15 protein-coding genes are annotated in these 15509 nt (G+C 73.7%); 7 read left to right on the top strand and 8 right to left on the bottom strand.

What is annotated here, in order from left to right; all coding sequences use genetic code 11:
• Positions 1 to 166 precede the first annotated feature (166 nt).
• From lnt to fxsA, 3 genes are read left to right on the top strand one after another with little or no spacing between them, the layout of a single operon-like run.
• Entirely contained in the window at positions 167 to 1831 is a 1665-nt protein-coding gene (gene lnt / locus ACLJT4_RS09145; RefSeq protein WP_411121805.1) for an apolipoprotein N-acyltransferase, read from the top strand.
• A complete protein-coding gene (locus ACLJT4_RS09140) occupies positions 1828 to 2583 on the top strand; it encodes a polyprenol monophosphomannose synthase (RefSeq protein WP_016575050.1) in 756 nt (251 codons plus the stop codon). Before lnt ends, ACLJT4_RS09140 begins: the two co-directional genes overlap by 4 nt.
• Before the next feature lie 34 nt (positions 2584 to 2617).
• Positions 2618 to 3184 (top strand): FxsA family membrane protein, encoded by a 567-nt coding sequence (gene fxsA, locus ACLJT4_RS09135; RefSeq protein WP_411121804.1) that lies wholly within the window; start codon positions 2618 to 2620, stop codon positions 3182 to 3184.
• Between the two features lie 149 nt (positions 3185 to 3333).
• Here fxsA and ACLJT4_RS09130 read toward each other — a convergent pair whose 3' ends face one another.
• The 4 genes from ACLJT4_RS09130 to ACLJT4_RS09115 form a co-directional block, all read right to left on the bottom strand.
• Positions 3334 to 3711, bottom strand: a complete 378-nt coding sequence (locus tag ACLJT4_RS09130; RefSeq protein ID WP_006601711.1) for an RNA polymerase-binding protein RbpA — start codon at positions 3709 to 3711, stop codon at positions 3334 to 3336.
• Between the two features lie 265 nt (positions 3712 to 3976).
• Positions 3977 to 5320: an MFS transporter gene (locus ACLJT4_RS09125; protein WP_411121803.1), complete on the bottom strand. Its 1344-nt coding sequence runs from the start codon at positions 5318 to 5320 to the stop codon at positions 3977 to 3979.
• A gap of 395 nt (positions 5321 to 5715) precedes the next feature.
• Positions 5716 to 6519: a glycerophosphodiester phosphodiesterase gene (locus ACLJT4_RS09120; RefSeq protein WP_411121802.1), complete on the bottom strand. Its 804-nt coding sequence runs from the start codon at positions 6517 to 6519 to the stop codon at positions 5716 to 5718.
• A complete protein-coding gene (locus ACLJT4_RS09115) occupies positions 6516 to 7109 on the bottom strand; it encodes a YczE/YyaS/YitT family protein (protein ID WP_411122343.1) in 594 nt (197 codons plus the stop codon). The genes ACLJT4_RS09120 and ACLJT4_RS09115 overlap by 4 nt, the downstream gene beginning before the upstream one ends.
• A gap of 194 nt (positions 7110 to 7303) precedes the next feature.
• On the opposite strand from ACLJT4_RS09115, the gene ACLJT4_RS09110 reads away from it, so the two are divergent.
• Entirely contained in the window at positions 7304 to 8809 is a 1506-nt protein-coding gene (locus ACLJT4_RS09110) for a PLP-dependent aminotransferase family protein (RefSeq protein WP_411121801.1), read from the top strand.
• Positions 8810 to 8903: 94 nt separating this feature from the next.
• Here ACLJT4_RS09110 and ACLJT4_RS09105 read toward each other — a convergent pair whose 3' ends face one another.
• Together ACLJT4_RS09105 and ACLJT4_RS09100 are read right to left on the bottom strand one after the other, a co-directional pair.
• Entirely contained in the window at positions 8904 to 10544 is a 1641-nt protein-coding gene (locus ACLJT4_RS09105) for a hypothetical protein (protein ID WP_411121800.1), read from the bottom strand.
• Between the two features lie 96 nt (positions 10545 to 10640).
• Positions 10641 to 10835 carry a hypothetical protein gene (locus tag ACLJT4_RS09100; protein ID WP_016576341.1) on the bottom strand — a complete coding sequence of 65 codons (195 nt, stop codon included), beginning with the start codon at positions 10833 to 10835 and terminating at the stop codon, positions 10641 to 10643.
• Between the two features lie 194 nt (positions 10836 to 11029).
• Here ACLJT4_RS09100 and ACLJT4_RS09095 point away from each other — a divergent pair, with 194 nt between their 5' ends.
• Complete coding sequence (locus ACLJT4_RS09095) at positions 11030 to 11491, top strand: YchJ family metal-binding protein (protein ID WP_411121799.1); 462 nt, start codon at positions 11030 to 11032, stop codon at positions 11489 to 11491.
• A gap of 16 nt (positions 11492 to 11507) precedes the next feature.
• Here the strand turns inward: ACLJT4_RS09095 and ACLJT4_RS09090 are convergent, their stop codons facing one another.
• Positions 11508 to 11921: an RNA-binding S4 domain-containing protein gene (locus tag ACLJT4_RS09090; RefSeq protein ID WP_411121798.1), complete on the bottom strand. Its 414-nt coding sequence runs from the start codon at positions 11919 to 11921 to the stop codon at positions 11508 to 11510.
• Positions 11922 to 11987: 66 nt separating this feature from the next.
• Entirely contained in the window at positions 11988 to 13049 is a 1062-nt protein-coding gene (locus tag ACLJT4_RS09085) for a Ku protein (protein WP_411121797.1), read from the bottom strand.
• A 31-nt stretch (positions 13050 to 13080) separates the two neighbouring features.
• On the opposite strand from ACLJT4_RS09085, the gene ligD reads away from it, so the two are divergent.
• Both ligD and ACLJT4_RS09075 read left to right on the top strand, forming a co-directional pair.
• Complete coding sequence (ligD, locus tag ACLJT4_RS09080; RefSeq protein WP_411121796.1) at positions 13081 to 13986, top strand: non-homologous end-joining DNA ligase; 906 nt, start codon at positions 13081 to 13083, stop codon at positions 13984 to 13986.
• A 114-nt stretch (positions 13987 to 14100) separates the two neighbouring features.
• Positions 14101 to 15324 (top strand): D-alanyl-D-alanine carboxypeptidase family protein, encoded by a 1224-nt coding sequence (locus ACLJT4_RS09075; protein WP_411121795.1) that lies wholly within the window; start codon positions 14101 to 14103, stop codon positions 15322 to 15324.
• The last annotated feature ends 185 nt before the right edge of the window (positions 15325 to 15509 follow it).

The following is a 15509-nucleotide window of genomic DNA, read 5'->3' as shown; positions in this document are numbered from 1 at the left end:
GGGCCCCTATCCGCACCCGCCCCCCGCAGCCGGCATGACGCGCTCGTCCCCGCTCGCCCGGCCCCACGCGATCCGCCTGTGGGTTCGCGCACCCCACCCCCGCGCCCTCGGCCCTGCGATGTACGGTCAGCTGACAACCGGACGACCTGCAGGAAGGCCCGCGACCGTGTCATCGGGTTCCGACACCACCGCCGCCAGCGCGCGCGGCACCGCGCCCGACGGCCCGGCGCCATCCGGCCCGGCCGGCACCGACGCCCGTCCCGGCCGGGCCCGCCGGCTGGTCGCCCTGGCCCGTCGCGAAGCGCTGCGCACCGCCCTCGCGGTGGTCGCCGGTCTCGCCCTCGGCCTGGCCTTCCCGCCCTTCGGCCTGTGGCCGTTGTCGCTGGTCGCGGTCGCCGCGCTGGCGGTGCTGACCCGCGGGCGGCGGGCCCGCCAGGGCGCCTGGACCGGCTTCGCGTTCGGGCTGCCGTTCTTCCTGCTGCTGCTGAAGTGGCTGCACGTGGTCGGCTGGGACGCGGTGGTGGGCCTGTCCGTCGCCGAGTCGCTGTTCGTCGTGGTGCTGGGGGCGGGGCTGGCGCTCACCTCGCGGCTGCCCGGCTGGCCGCTGTGGGGCGCGTGCCTGTGGGTCGCCCAGGAGTGGGCCCGGGACCGGCTGCCGTTCGGCGGCTTCCCGTGGGGCCGGTTGGCCTTTGCCAACACCGGTTCGCCGTTCACCCCGCTCGCCGCGCTCGGCGGCGCACCGCTGGTGACCTTCGCGGTCGCGCTGGCCGGTGCGCTGCTGGCGGCCTGTGCGACCGCGCTGTGGGGACTGCGCCGCGGCGGCGGCCCGCGCAGCGCGGTGCGCGCGCTGGAGGCGTTCGGGCTGGCCGCCGCGGTCACCCTGGCCGGCCTGGCCGTTCCGGTCCCCACCAAGGCCGACGACACCGTCCGGATCGCCGTGGTGCAGGGCAACGTCCAAAAGCCCGGGATGGACTTCCTGGGCCGCCCGATGCAGATCCTGGACAACCACGCCACCGCCACCGAGAAGCTCGCCGACGACGTCCGGCACCACCGGGTGCCCAAGCCGGACCTGGTCATCTGGCCGGAGAACTCCTCCGATCTGGACCCCTTCCAGTACCCGCAGGCGTACGACCGGATAGACGAGGCGGTGAAGGCGATCGGCGTGCCGGTCCTCGTCGGCGCCCTGGTCGACCACCCGACCAAGCCGGGCTACGTCTTCAACGAGGGCATCGTCTGGGACCCCAAGACCGGTCCGGGCGCGTCGTACACCAAGCAGCACCCGGTGCCGTTCGGCGAGTACGTGCCGTTCCGGGAGCAGCTCAGCAAGATCATCACCCGCTTCAAGCGGGTGCCCCGCGACTTCTACCCGGGCGACCACACCGGCCTGCTGAAGGTCGGCCCGGCCAAGCTCGGCGACGTCATCTGCTTCGAGGTCGCCTACGACGAGATCGTCCACGACACCGTCCGGTCGGGAGCCCGGGCCCTGGTCATCCAGACCAACAACGCGACCTACGGGCGCACCGGCCAGCCCGAGCAGCAGCTGGCGATGTCCAAGCTGCGGGCCGTGGAGCACGGTCGGGCCGTGGTCACCGCGGCCACCAGCGGGATCAGCGCGGTGGTCGCCCCCGACGGGACCGTTACGCACCAGATTCCCGAATTCACCCAGGGCGTGGTCTCGGCCCGCATCCCTCTGCGCGACGAAACGACGCTCGCTGACCGCGTTGGCGCGGCTCCCGAGTGGGTGCTCGCTATCGTGGGCCTCCTGTCCTGCGGGGCCGCCGTCATCGCCGGCCGTCGCAGGCGTACGAAGGACGAGAAGGGGCAGCAGTGACAGACGGTCAGCGGCAGTACGGTCCGCTCGGCAGCACGTTGGTGATCATTCCGACGTACAACGAGGCGGAGAACATCAAGCCGATCGTCTCGCGGGTGCGGTCCGCCGTCCCCGAGGCGCACGTCCTGATCGCGGACGACAACAGTCCGGACGGCACCGGCAAGCTCGCCGACGAGCTGGCCGCCACGGACGACAAGGTCCACGTGCTGCACCGCAAGGGCAAGGAGGGGCTGGGCGCCGCCTACCTCGCCGGCTTCCGCTGGGGCATCGACAACGGCCACGACGTCCTGGTCGAGATGGACGCCGACGGCTCCCACCAGCCCGAGGAGCTGCCCCGGCTGCTCACCGCCCTCAAGGGCGCCGATTTGGTGCTCGGCTCGCGCTGGGTGCCCGGCGGCCGCGTGGTGAACTGGCCGAAGTACCGCGAGGTCCTCTCCCGCGGCGGCAGCACCTACTCCCGCGTCATGCTGGACGTCCCGATCCGCGACGTCACCGGTGGCTTCCGCGCCTTCCGGGTGCAGACGCTGGAGGGCCTGGGCCTGGACGAGGTGGCCTCCCAGGGCTACTGCTTCCAGGTCGACCTGGCCCGGCGCGCGGTCCAGGCCGGGTACCACGTCGTCGAGGTCCCGATCACCTTCGTCGACCGCGAGCTGGGCGACAGCAAGATGAGCCGCGACATCGTCGTGGAGGCGCTCTGGCGGATCACCGCCTGGGGCGTCGGTTCCAAGGTGAGCAAGATCCGCGGTCGCTGACTCCCCGCCGGATCGGGCCAGGCACACTGGTGGCATGACGTTCGGAGCCACGCCACCGCCGAGTCCCCGCCCGCCCCGTTCGCGGGCCCGCCGCTTCGCCCCGTTGGGCGTCGTCGCCTGGATGGTGCTGGAGATCTGGCTGCTGACGGTGGTCGCCGGCGCCACCAACGGCCTGACGGTCTTCCTCCTGCTGCTCGCCGGCGTGCTCGTCGGTGGCGCAGTGATCAAGCGGGCCGGCCGTCGCGCCTGGCGCAACCTCACCGGCGCCCTGCAGACCGGCGGTGCCCCCGAAACCCCCCGCGAGACCGGCTCCGCCGGCACCGGCAACACCCTCCCGATGATCGGCGGGCTGCTGCTGATGGTGCCCGGCCTGCTCTCGGACGTGCTCGGGCTGCTCTGCCTGTTCCCGCCGACCGGGCGGTTGATCCTGCGCCGCGCGGACAAGCGGCTGAACCGTCCGGGCTTCGCCGCCGGGACCTTCGGCGACGCCTACCAGCAGGCCCGCATGCACCGCCCCGACGGCAAGGTCGTGCAGGGCGAGGTGATCGACCCCGACGGGCCGCCGGCCCCGCGCCGCCAGGACCCGCCGCTCACCCGCTGACACCCACCCCGGCCGCACCGGCCCGGGCCGGACGCAGGTGGCGTCCGGCCCGGGCCGGTGTGCGCTGCCGGGCGCCCGCGCGCACGGCAAGGGCCGGTGCCACCGTCAGTGCGGTGTCACCGGCCCTTGTGTGCCGCTCGGCCCGCCCGTCAGGCGGACTTGCGATTGGTGTCGCGCGGATGCACGGCAATGTTCATGGTGCCGGAGCGCAGGACGGCCAGCCGCTCGGCCAGCACCTCCTCCAACTCCTCGCGGGTCCGCCGCTCCATGAGCATGTCCCAGTGCGTACGCGCGGGCTTGCCCTTCTTCTCCTCAGGACCATCCCCATCCACCAGGAGCGAGGGTGCACCGCAAACCTTGCACTCCCACTCCGGCGGAATCTCGGCCTCAACCGAGAACGGCATCTCAAAACGATGTCCGTTCTGGCATGCGTACTCCACCGCCTGGCGCGGGGCCAGGTCGATGCCGCGGTCGGTCTCGTAGCTGGTCACCACGAGGCGCGTACCGCGGAGAGCTCGCTCACTCATGAATCGTGCCTCCCGGGCTTGTCGCCCACAGGACAGGTGTCGCTGTCGTCGTCATCCGGTCAACGTCCGGTCGGCGGTGAAGATTCCCGTCATCGGGACATACGTCGCCTGCGTCGCCCGTCGTGCCGCCCCTTGTTGTACCCACCAGCGCCCGGTTTGTCACATCTGGCAGCAGATGTCACCCAGCGCCTCAAGGAGTTGAGCGCGCAGTAACGGTCCGCCTGGTGAGCCAAAGGCGTACACTACCGCCCCGCACCCTCAAGGGCTAAATCCGGTCAGGTACCGGATTGCCGGCCGCCGCGATCGCCCGCCGCACCGGCACCCGCGCCAGCAGCACGAAGCCGAGCGCGAAGAACGCCACCAGGGACACGATCGCGTCCCGGTAGCTCCCGGTCAGCTGGTACGCCACCCCGAACACCAGCGGCCCCAACCAGCTCACCCCCCGGTCGCTCATCTCGTACGCGGAAAAATACTCCGCTTCCTTGCCGCGCGGGATCAGATGGGAGAAGAGCGAGCGGGAGAGCGCCTGGCTGCCGCCCAGCACCAGCCCGATCGCGGCCGCGAGTGCGAAGAACCACACCGGCGTCCGAGCGGGCAGGAAGTACCCCGCGGCGATCGTCAGCGTCCAGGCCACCAGCGAGGCCAGGATGGTCCGCCGGGCGCCGTACGTCCGGGCCAGTCGACCCATCAGCAGGGCGCCGGCCGCGGCCAGCACCTGCACCAGCAGCACCGCCACGATCAGCGTGGTCTGGTCCAGCCCCAGTTCCTCGGAGCCGAAGACGGACGCCTGGGTGATCACGGTCTGGATGCCGTCGTTGTAGACGAGGTAGGCGAGGAGGAAGGCGAGCGTCAGCGGGTGCCGCCGCATGTCGCGCAGGGTCTCCCGCAACTGGTGCCGTCCCGTGCCGGCGCCGGGCGTCGGCCGGTCGCGCAGCCGCCGCAGCGGGATCAGCGCGAAGCCGCCCCACCACAGTCCCGCCGTCGCCAGGCAGATCCGCACCGCGGTGCCCTGGGAGATCCCGATGGCGTCGTGGCCGGCGTACAGCGCCAGGTCGACGACGAGGACCAGTGAGCCGGCCGCGTAGCCGAAGGCCCAGCCGCGCGAGGAGACCGCGTCCCGCTCGTCCGGGCCGGCGATCTGCGGCAGGTACGAGTTGTAGAGCATCATCGCGACCACGAACGAGGCGTTCGAGACGATCAGCAGCGCGCCGCCCAGCAGGTAGCGGTCGCCGCCCAGGAAGAACAGCCCCGTGGTCGCCGCCGCCCCCGTGTAGGCGCAGCACCCCAGCAGCGGCTTCTTGCGGCCGGTGCGGTCCACCAGCGCGCTGGCCGCCGGCATCACCAGCACCGACAGCAACAGGGACGCCGAGACCGTGTACGCGAAGAACGAGCCCGCCCGGACCGGCAGGCCCAACGGGTGCACGAAGCCCTCGGTGTCCGCCGCGGCCTTCGCCACCGACGTCAGATACGGCCCGAGGAAGACCGTCAGCACGCTGGTCGAGTAGACGCTGATCGCCCAGTCGTAGAAGTACCAGCCGCGCTGCTCCCGCCGGCGCGCGGACCGTGCCGCCTCCGCCGCGGTCCCGTCCACCGTTCGTGTGTCCTGCACCCGCACCCCCGTCGTCCGTCCCCGTATCGCGCGGCGACGGCAACCGGGCACGGGCGCGCCGAGACCCAACGCCCCCCGCTCGGTCCGCACCGCGCAGCGTTTCCCTGTGGTCGATCACGTGACGGTCGCCGGCGCGTGCCCGCGAGCCCGCACCGATGACCCCACCGGGACCGATCGGGAAGAGCGGGAAGGGCCGGCACGACCACCGGGCCGCCCGAACGACGCCCGCCGGCACGGCGGTTCCGCGACGCCCCCCGTCGATCCTGGCGAGGGGAGACGATACGGCGCCCGATCGGCGGCGTCACCTCCGAGAAGGGCGCCGTCCCGCCGCGCGGGGGTCCCGCGGGTCCGCGCACCGCGTCGTCGCGCCGCCGTCGGGCCGCTGGGGCCCGGAATCAGCGGACCCAGCGTCCCCGCTCGATCAGTACCGTGCGCAGGGTCTCCAGGTCGTCGGTCATGATGCCGTCCACGCCGAGGTCGAGCAGGGCCCGCATCCGGCTCGCGTCGTTGACCGTCCAGACGTGGACCTGCATGCCCAGGGCGTGCGCGGCGCGCAGGAAGAGCGGGTCGACGACGCGGATCCCGGACTGGCGCTCGGGCACCTGGACGCAGACCGCGCTGCGCCGCACCGCCGCGCCCAGCAGCCGGTCCAACGGCACTGCCCCGCGCCCGTAGGAACGGAACCGCAGCCCGGCCACCCCGCGGGTGCCCAGCGAGCTGGCCATCCGGCGGCCGGCGAGCCGTTGCGCCCGGGCCACCCGGGCCTCGGAGAACGAGCCGACGCAGACCCGGTCCCAGGCTCCGGTGCGCCGCAGCAGGGCCAGCAGCGGCTCCAGCGCGCCCTCCGCCTTCAGGTCGACGTTCCAGCGGGCCTCGGGGAACTCCTCCAACAGCTCTTCGAACAGCGGCAGCGGCTCGCGGCCGGCGACCCGGGCCCGGCGGACCTCCCGCCAGGGCAGGGACGCGATGGTGCCCCGGGAGTCGGTGACCCGGTCCAGCGTCGCGTCGTGGAAGGCGACCAGCGCGCCGTCCGACGTGGCGTGGACATCGGTCTCCAGGTAGCGGTAGCCGAGGTCCACCGCGCGACGGAAGGCGGTGGCGGTGTTCTCCAGGCCGTCCGCCGTTCCGCCCCGATGGGCGAAGGGCAGCGGGCCGGGGTGGTCGAGGTAGGGGTGGCGCAGACGTATCGCAGGGGTCACTCCGGCAGTATCGCGCGCCGAGGTGACGGCGCGGACGAGCCGGCCACCAGCGTGGACGGCCGCTCCGCCGACCCCTCGATCGCGAACCGGCGGAGGAAGAACTGCGCCAGCGGCCCGATGGCCAGGGCGTAGACCACCGTGCCGATGCCGAGGGAGCCGCCGAGCGCGAAGCCGACGGCGAGGACGGTCAGCTCGATGCAGGTCCGCACCAGCCGGACGGGGCGGCCGGTGCGCCGGTGCAGTCCGGTCATCAGCCCGTCGCGCGGCCCCGCGCCGAAGCGGGCGGTCAGGTACAGGCCGGTCGCGGCGCCGTTGAGCAGGACCGCGGTCGCCAGCAGCGGTACGCGGACCGCGAGCGGGTCCACCGCGGGGACCACTGCCAGCGTGCCGTCCATGACGAGGCCCAGGATCACCACGTTCGAGATCGTGCCCAGGCCGGGGCGCTGCCGCAGCGGGATCCACAGCAGCAGGATCAGCGCCCCGGAGATGATCGTGACGGTGCCGATCGACAGTCCGGTGTGGCGGGATATGCCCTGGTTGAACACGCTCCACGGTTCCAGGCCCAGTCCGGCGCGGACCATCAGCCCCATGCTCACGCCGTACAGCACGAGCCCCGTGTAGAGCTGCGCGAGTCGGCGCGGCAGGTGTGGCCGCCCGGTACCGGACCTCCGAGTGATGGACACGTCTTTTCCCCCTCCTGGCAAAATTGGACTGGTGCGTGTCACCATGTGGCATGTTCGGGCTCTGGATGTAGAGCCAATTCGGGGAAGGTGGACTGATCTTCATGGCGCAGTGGACTTCCGCGGTGGGCGCGCCCCAACTCGCCCGTCTGCTCCGGTCGCAGGACCCGCGGGCTGCCGAACTCTCCGTCGGCGGGCGGAAGTTGCCCGCCTACCGCAGCCTCGCCGACGGCGTCCGCAGGCTCGTCCTCGAAGGCCGGGTGCCGGTCGCCGCCCGGCTCCCCGCCGAACGCGAGTTGGCCACCGCGTTCGGCGTCAGCCGCACCACCGTCGCCGCCGCCTACGAGGCGCTGCGCGCCGAGGGGTTCTTGGAGTCCCGGCGCGGTTCGGGCAGCTGGACCGCCGTCCCGGCGGGCAGTCCGCTCCCCACCCGCGGCCTGGAACCGCTCCCGCCGGAGGCCGCCGGATCGATGATCGACCTCGGCTGCGCCGCCCTGCCGGCCCCCGAGCCCTGGCTCACCCGCGCTGTCCAGGGCGCCATGGCCGACCTGCCGCTCTACGCCCACACCCACGGCGACTACCCGGCCGGCCTGCCGGTGTTGCGCCAGGCCCTCGCCGACCGCTACACCGCCCGCGGCATCCCCACCATGCCCGAACAGATCATGGTCACCACCGGCGCGATGGGTGCCGTCGCCGCGATCTGTCGACTGTGCACCGGGCCGGGGGAGCGGGTGGCCGTCGATTCGCCCTCGTACGCCAACATCCTCCAGCTGATGCGGGACGCCGGCGCCCGGCTCGTCCCGGTGGCCCTCGGCGAGCGGCTGACGGGCTGGGACATCCCGGCCTGGCGCCAGGTCATGCGGGACGCCGCGCCCCGGATGGCCTACGTCGTCGCCGACTTCCACAACCCCACCGGCAGCCTCGCCACCGAGGACCAGCGCCGCCGGCTCGTGGACGCCGCGCGGTCGGCCGGCACCCTGCTGGTCGTCGACGAGACCATGACCGAGATCGTGCTCGATCCGGACACCGAACTGCCCAGGCCGGTCTGCGCGTTCGACCCCGCCGGCAGCGCGGTGATCACCGTCGGGTCGGCCAGCAAGGCGTTCTGGGCCGGGATGCGGATCGGCTGGGTGCGGGCCGCGCCCGACATCATCCGCAGCCTGGTCGCCGCCCGCGCCTACTCCGACCTCGGCTCGCCGGTGCTCGAACAGCTCGCGATCGCCTCCCTGTTGGAGGGGGGCGGTTGGGAGGACGCCGTCCGGATCCGTCGCGACCAGGCCCGGGAGAACCGCGACGCGATCGTCGAGGCGCTCCACCGGCACTTGCCCGACTGGGAGTTCAGCGTCCCGCGCGGCGGCCTGACGCTGTGGGCCCGGACGGGCGGGCTCTCCGGCTCCCGGATCGCGGAGGCGGGGGAGCGGCTGGGGGTCCGGGTGCCGTCGGGGCCGCGGTTCGGCGTGGACGGCGCCTTCGAGGGCTTCGTGCGGCTGCCGTTCACGGTCAGCGGGGCGGTCGCCGACGAGGCCGCGGTCCGGCTGGCCAGGGCGGCGCAGCTGGTGGCGACCGGGGCGTCGGTGGAGACGGAGTCGCCGCAGGCGTTCGTGGCCTGAGCCCGGGAGCCGGCCGGCCCCCCCCCGAGCCGCGGTGGCGCCCGGCCGCCCCCGGTGGGCTCACGGGCGGTCGGATGCCGCCCGCGCTGCCGCCTCAGGGCGTGGCGTGCCGGCCGCCCACGGACGCCGAACCGTCGTCGGCGTCCGGGTGCTTAGCGAAGGACACCGGTCCGGGGCCGTCGGTGGTCGGCCGCGCGCCGTCCGGCGCGGCGGTGGTCCGCTCCGGCAGCAGGGCCAGGACCGCCCGCCGCTGCGCCTCCCCGGCGGCCTCGTCGTACGGGTCGGGGGTGGCCGGCACCTGGAGGCGGAGGACCGGGCCGGTGCCGAGCCGGGCGTAGCCGCGGCCCGGCGGCACCTGGGCGAGCGGCGTGGTGTGCGGCGGCACACCCAGCACCGCCCGCACCTCCTCGGCCGTGGCGGGACCGAGCACGACCCGCGCCTTGGTGTGCGCCCGCACCGGATCGCTCAGCAGCTCTGCCGTCTCGAACTGGTCGGCCACCGCCACCGTCACCCCGGCCGCCCGGCCGTGCCGCAGCGGCACCTGCAGCAGGCGCTGGGGGTCGTCCCGGCCTTCCACCGCCGCCAAGTGGGACAGCGCGGTCAGGCGGTCCGCGACGATCCACAGTGGCCGCCGGGAGTCCGCCGGCGCGGTCCGCCCGGCCTGCTGCGCACGGTCGGCGGCGACCAGCCGCCGTTCGGTCTCGTGCGCGGCCCACTCCAACGCCGCCAGCGCACCGGCCAGTTGGCTCTCCACGGCCAGCACCCCGCACCGTCCCACCAGGCACCCGAACTCTCCGGTGCCGCCGCCGTCGACCACCAGCACGTCGCCGTGGTGCAGTGCCTGGAGCGCGATCGAGCGCAGCAGCGTCGTCCCGCCGGCGCCCGGCTGCCCCAGGGCCAGCAGATGCGGTTCGGTGGAGCGCCGGCCCGTGCGCCACACCACCGGCGGCTCGTCCCGGGGCACGCTCCCGCAGACCACCGGCAGCGTCCGCTGCACGGATGCGGCGTCGGTGAAGCCGAGCACCGTCTCGCCCGGGGACGTCACGAAGCGCTGCGCCGCCAGATCCGTCGGCAGCGGCCCGAGCGCCGTCATCACCAACTGGTTGGCTTCCTCGTCCCAGTCGAAGCGGTACTCCCGGCCGCGGCCCGACTTGGCGTGCAGCAGCTGCTCGATCGCGGCCCGCGCGCCGTCGTCGCCGTCGGGGAAGTACGCCGGGTACTTCAGGTGCAGCCGAGCCGGCCGCCCGTCGTCGTCGAAGGCGTGCTCGGGGAACGCCTGCTGCCAATCGCCGTCGTGGCAGTACAGGGGCGCGGGATCGCCCTCGGCGAGGAAGTGCGGCACCAGCGCCTCGTAGAGCGCTTGGAGGCGCTCGGTCTCCGCCTCGCTCGGGCCGGTGTCCTCCGCCACCGGCGTGCGGTCCCGGCCCAGCCAGGCCGCGGCCGCCGTCACCCCGATCACCGCGAGCAGCGGACCGTACGGCACCAGGGTCACGAGCAACACCGACCCCGCGACCAGGCAACCCAGCGGCCCCCGCTGCTCCTTGGAGGTGGCGGCCCAGCGTCCCCGTGCGGCCACCGCGAGCCGGCGCAGGCCCCGGCTGATGGTGATCAGCGGGTGCAGCACGTCGGTCGCGCCGTCGGCCGCGGACCGCGCCAGTTCGCGGCCGCGGGCGAGCGGGGCGCTGCCGGTCAGGGCGTTGCCGGTGAGGATGCGGGGCAGGGGGCGCCGGGCCACGGGTGCTCTCCTGGTACTCGTAGGGACGACGGGCCGGATCGGTGTGGGCCAATGGCCGGGACGGGGCGGGCGGGGGCGGTCCCGCCCCACCGGGGCCTACAGCTTGATGCCGCCGAGGAGGCTGGCCAGGCTCGCCCCACCGGCCTTGATGCTGGGCGCGATGGCCGAGCCCGCGAGGTAGAACCCGAAGAGCGCGCAGATCAGGGCGTGGGACAACTTCAGGCCGTCCTTGCGGAAGAAGAGGAAGACGATGACACCGAGCAGGACGACGCCGGAAATGGACAGAATCATGAGGGTTCTCTCCTGGGTGTGGGGACGGTCTCCGTGAGTTCTTCCAGCCTCACGACCGGTATCAAGCCAAGAAGATCCGCAAACGGAGTATTTATCAGGGAAATCCCTCAAACGGGCCAGCTTTCGGAAGACCGGGCCGTCCGCACCTTCCGCCCGGCGCGGACCTCCCCCGCCGGACCCGGCACAATCGTGGGGTGCCACAGCCCAGGAAGTCGTCGAAATCCCCGCAGCGCCGTACCCGGCAGCAGCCGCCCGCACCCGCCGCCGTCACCGAGAACTCGCCCTGCCCGTGCGGCCGCGAGGCGTCCTACGGAGAGTGCTGCGCCCCCTTCCACCAGGGACGCGCCGCGGCCCCGACGGCCGAGCGCCTGATGCGCTCGCGCTACAGCGCCTTCGCCGTCGGCGACACCGCCTACCTGCTGCGCAGCTGGCACTCGACGACCCGCCCGGCCGTCCTCGAACTCGACCCGGCGCAGCGCTGGACCGCCCTGGAGATCCTCGCCGCGACCGACGGCAGCGCCTTCCACACCGAGGGCACGGTCACCTTCCGCGCGCACTACGCGGTGCGTGGCCGCACCGGCAGCCAGGAGGAGCACAGCCGCTTCGTCCGCGAGGACGGCCAGTGGGTCTACCTCGACGCGCTGCCGTCCGCCTGAGCGGCGCCCCGGCGGCTCAGGGCCACTGCTCGGGCTCCGGCCCGGAGCCGAGCCGGCTGCGCAGCTGGTCCAGCTCGCGGCGGTCGCGCTTGGTGGGCCGGCCCGCACCGCGGTCGCGGACGGCGATGACCGCGACCTCCCCGCGCGGCGGCACCGGCGGGCTGTTGTCGACGTAGCACTCGACGGCGACCGGGGCGCCCACCCGCTTGCGCACCAGCCGCGTCACCACGACGATGCGCTCCCGGCCGGCCTGCCGCAGTCGCACCTCGTCGCCGGGGCGCACGCCGTGGGCGGGCTTGACCCGCTCGTCGTTGACGCGCACGTGTCCGGCCCGGCACGCCGCCGCGGCCGCCGAACGCGTCTTGGTCAGCCGCACCGACCAGATCCAACTGTCGACCCGGGCGGTGGTCATCCCCTCGTCTGGCGCCATGCTGTGACTCTAGAGGAACGCCGGGCCCGGCCGCGCGGGAGATCCGACCCCGGGCGCCGGGCACGGTCAGGACGCGCTGGGCTTCGTCGTGCGCTTCGCCCGCGACGGCTTCTCGGCCGCGGTCTTCCCGCTCGCGCTCCGACCGGTCGCGGTCTTCGCGGTGGTCGCCTTCCCGGTGGTCCTCTTGCCGCCGCCGGCCGTGCCGCCGTCGGCCTTCTTCGCGGCGGACGTGCGCCCCGCCCGCCCGCCGTCGCCCTTCGCCCGGGGCGCGGTCTTCGCGGCGGCCTTCTCGCGGGTCGGACCGCGGCCCCGGAGCGGGGTGACGGAAGCGTCCCCGGCGTCCTCGCGGCCACCGCCCCGGACGGCCCGCACGCTCCGTTCCAACGCCGCCGTCAGGTCGATGACCTGCGCACCGGGCGCGGCGGAGGTGTCGGGGGCCGCCGGGGTGCCGCCCTCCCGCTTGGCGGCGACGAGTTCCTCCACCGCCTCGCGGTAGTCGTCGTGGAGTTCGGCCGGGTCCAGTTCGCCCAGCGCGTCCATCAGCGTCTCGGCGAGCTTCATCTCGTTCTCGCGGACCGTGACGGCCTCCGGCGCGACGCCGTCCGCGGAACGGATCTGGTCCGGCCAGAGCAGGGTGTGCATCAGCAGCGCCCCGTCGTGCGCCCGCAGCATGGCGAGGGTCTCCCGGCCGCGCATCGCCACCTTGCCGATCGCCACCTTCGCGTGGTGCTCCAGCGCCTCGCGGAGCAGGGCGTAGGGCTTGGTGGCGGAGGCGCCGTTGGGGCCGAGGTAGTACGCCTTGTCCAACTGGAGCGGGTCGATCTCGCCGGGGTCCACGAAGGAGAGGATCGACAGCGTCTTGGCGGTCGGCATCGGCAGGCGGGACAGGTCCTCGTCGGTGATCGGCACGACCGCGTCGTCGCCGGGCGGCTGGTAGCCCTTGCCCACCTCCTCGTTCGGCACCTCCCGGCCGTCCAGCTCGCAGACCTTGCGGTACTGGATCGGGGCGCCGTCCTTCTCGTGGATGCGGACGAAGGAGACCGACGAGGTGCGGTCGGTGGCGCTGTAGGTCTTCACAGGGATGGTGACCAGGCCGAACGATATGGACCCGTTCCAGATAGATCGCATGGTGCGCACCTCATGTGGGATTCTTCATGGTATGTCGCCGATCACCGTCGTGGAGGGGCGGCGCCTCTCGCTGACGAACCTGGACAAGGTCCTCTATCCCGAGACCGGCACCACCAAGGGTGAGGTGCTGCACTACTGCACCACCACCGCGGACGTGCTGCTCCCGCACCTCCACGACCGTCCGGTGTCCTTCCTGCGCTACCCCGACGGGCCGGACGGCCAGCGCTTCTTCACCAAGAACGTGCCGCCCGGCGCGCCCTCCTGGGTGAAGAGCTGCGAGGTACCCCATTCGAGGTCGGGGCCGGCCCGGCAGGTGCTCCTCCAGGACCTCGCCTCGCTGGTCTGGGCCGCCAACCTCGTCGTCGAACTGCACACCCCGCAATGGACCTGCGGCGCGCCGGGCGTGGCCGACCGACTGGTCTTCGACCTGGATCCGGGCGCCCCCGCCACCATCGTGGAGTGCTGCACCGCCGCCCGGTGGTTGCGCGACAGGTTGGCGGCGGACGGCCTCGACGCCTACGCCAAGACCAGCGGCTCCAAGGGGCTGCACCTCGTCGTGCCCATCGAGCCCACCCCCGCCGACCGCACCACCGCCTACGCCCGGACGCTGGCGGTCGAGGCCGGCGTCGCCCTCGGCGAGCTGGTCACGCACAAGATGACCCGGGCGCTGCGGCCGGGCAAGGTCTTCATCGACTTCTCGCAGAACGCCGCGGCCAAGACCACCGCGACCGCCTACACGCTGCGGGCCCGCCCCCTGCCGACCGTGTCCACCCCCGTCACCTGGGACGAGGTCGCCGCCTGCACCCAGCCGGGCCAACTCACCTTCCGCTTCGGTGAGATCGCCGGTCGCCGCGCGCGCTACGGGGACCTGCACGCACCACTGCTCGGCGCCGAACGGGCCCGCCCGGTACCGCGCGGCGCCCGCCGGCCCGCGTAGCGGGGCGGGGCCGACCCCGGGCCCTCGGCGCGCCGCTCCCGCAGGCGGTGCGGCCGGGAGCCGTATGGAGTAGGCCAACCGGCGCGCGGCCCGCGACGTTCTTAGCGTGGCCACATGTCGACAGCGACCTGGTCCCCCGTCAGAGCCCTGACCGCAGCAGCCGTCTGCACCGCGAGCACGCTGGCCCTGTGCGGCCCGGTGGTCGCCGACGGCCCCAACGGCGTCGACGACCTGCGCGGCGCGCCACCGGCCCCGGTCGCGAACCTGCTCGACGAGCGCGAAGTGCAGTTCCTGCCGCGCCCGGGGGTCCCCGCGCCACCCCGGGTCTCGGCCCTGTCCTGGGTCGTGACGGACCTGGGCACCCACCGGATCCTCGCGTCCAAGGACGCCCACCGTCCGCTGCCGCCGGCCAGCACCCTCAAGACGCTGTTCGCGCTGACGCTGCTGCCGAGGTTCGCCCAGGGGACGGTCCGCACCGTCTCCTCCGCGGACCTGGCCGGCATCGAGGCCGGCAGTTCGCTCGCCGGCGTGCAGGAGGACATGCCGTATCGGGTCGCCGACCTGTGGCGCGGCGTCTTCCTCAGCTCCGGCAGCGACGCGGTGCACGCCCTCGCCGCCATGAACGGCGGCTGGGGCAAGACCATCGACGACATGCAGGCGACCGCGGACCGACTGGGCGCGCGGGACACCAGGGTCGAATCCGCCGACGGCTTCGACACGCCCGGCCAGTTCTCCTCCGCCTACGACCTCTCGCTCTTCGGCCAGGCCGGGCTGACCAACCGGGACTTCGCCAACTTCGCGGCCACGAAGACCGCCCGTTTCCCTGAGGACGGCGGCCCGGACGCGTCCGGCCTGCAGAACACCAACCGGCTGCTGGTCGGCTCGCACGGCGTGACGCCGTACGACGGCCTGATCGGGGTCAAGAACGGCTACACCAGCCACGCCGGGAACACCCTGGTCGCCGCCGCCCGGCGCGGCCACCGGACCCTGCTGGTCACCGCGATGAACCCGCAGTCCGGCGCCGAGAACGCGGTCTACGAGGAGGCCCGGGCCCTGTTGGACTGGGGGTTCGCCGCCGCGCCCCGGGCCGCCGCGGTCGGTGCGCTGCCCGCCCCGGCCCCCGACCCGAAGGACCCCGGGACGGCGCAGGCGGCCCACCACGCCCCGGCCACCGCGCTGCACCAGGCCGCGGCGGCGCGGACCGGCGGCCGTACGGGCGACGTGGTCCTGTGGTCCTTCTCCGCCGCCGGAGTGATCGCACTGGCCGGGCTGGGCACCGCGCTGTGGTGGCGCCGCCGGCGGCCGGCCGGCCCCGCGGACGACGGACCGGCCTCCTGACAGGCCCCTCCCCGGCGTCGTACATCCGTCCGATCGGTCGGGGATACGGAGGACGCGGTGTGGCCTTGCCCGGTGAAGGATGACGCGTTTGCCATGATTTGTGGTGACTGGTGGGCCCGGTCGGTGTAGCGTCCTGATCAGCTGTCGTGGTTCCGAAGTGCCGGGCGCCCGTGTCGCATTCACGG

The sequence above is a fragment of the Streptomyces sp. x-19 genome, from assembly GCF_046549115.1.
Lineage (GTDB): Bacteria > Actinomycetota > Actinomycetes > Streptomycetales > Streptomycetaceae > Streptomyces > Streptomyces albulus_C.
The sequence above is the reverse complement of the archived record's forward strand: the minus strand, read 5'-3'. Positions and strand labels throughout refer to the sequence as shown.

Bases quoted from the DNA above. Each gene is read 5' to 3' on its own strand.
- fxsA (WP_411121804.1), top strand. From the start codon at position 2,618: ATGACGTTCGGAGCCACGCCACCGCCGAGTCCCCGCCCGCCCCGTTCG.
- ACLJT4_RS09130 (WP_006601711.1), bottom strand. From the start codon at position 3,711: ATGAGTGAGCGAGCTCTCCGCGGTACGCGCCTCGTGGTGACCAGCTAC.
- ACLJT4_RS09115 (WP_411122343.1), bottom strand. From the start codon at position 7,109: ATGGGGCTGATGGTCCGCGCCGGACTGGGCCTGGAACCGTGGAGCGTG.
- ACLJT4_RS09110 (WP_411121801.1), top strand. From the start codon at position 7,304: ATGGCGCAGTGGACTTCCGCGGTGGGCGCGCCCCAACTCGCCCGTCTG.
- ACLJT4_RS09100 (WP_016576341.1), bottom strand. From the start codon at position 10,835: ATGATTCTGTCCATTTCCGGCGTCGTCCTGCTCGGTGTCATCGTCTTC.
- ACLJT4_RS09090 (WP_411121798.1), bottom strand. From the start codon at position 11,921: ATGGCGCCAGACGAGGGGATGACCACCGCCCGGGTCGACAGTTGGATC.
- ACLJT4_RS09085 (WP_411121797.1), bottom strand. From the start codon at position 13,049: ATGCGATCTATCTGGAACGGGTCCATATCGTTCGGCCTGGTCACCATC.
- ligD (WP_411121796.1), top strand. From the start codon at position 13,081: ATGTCGCCGATCACCGTCGTGGAGGGGCGGCGCCTCTCGCTGACGAAC.
- ACLJT4_RS09075 (WP_411121795.1), top strand. From the start codon at position 14,101: ATGTCGACAGCGACCTGGTCCCCCGTCAGAGCCCTGACCGCAGCAGCC.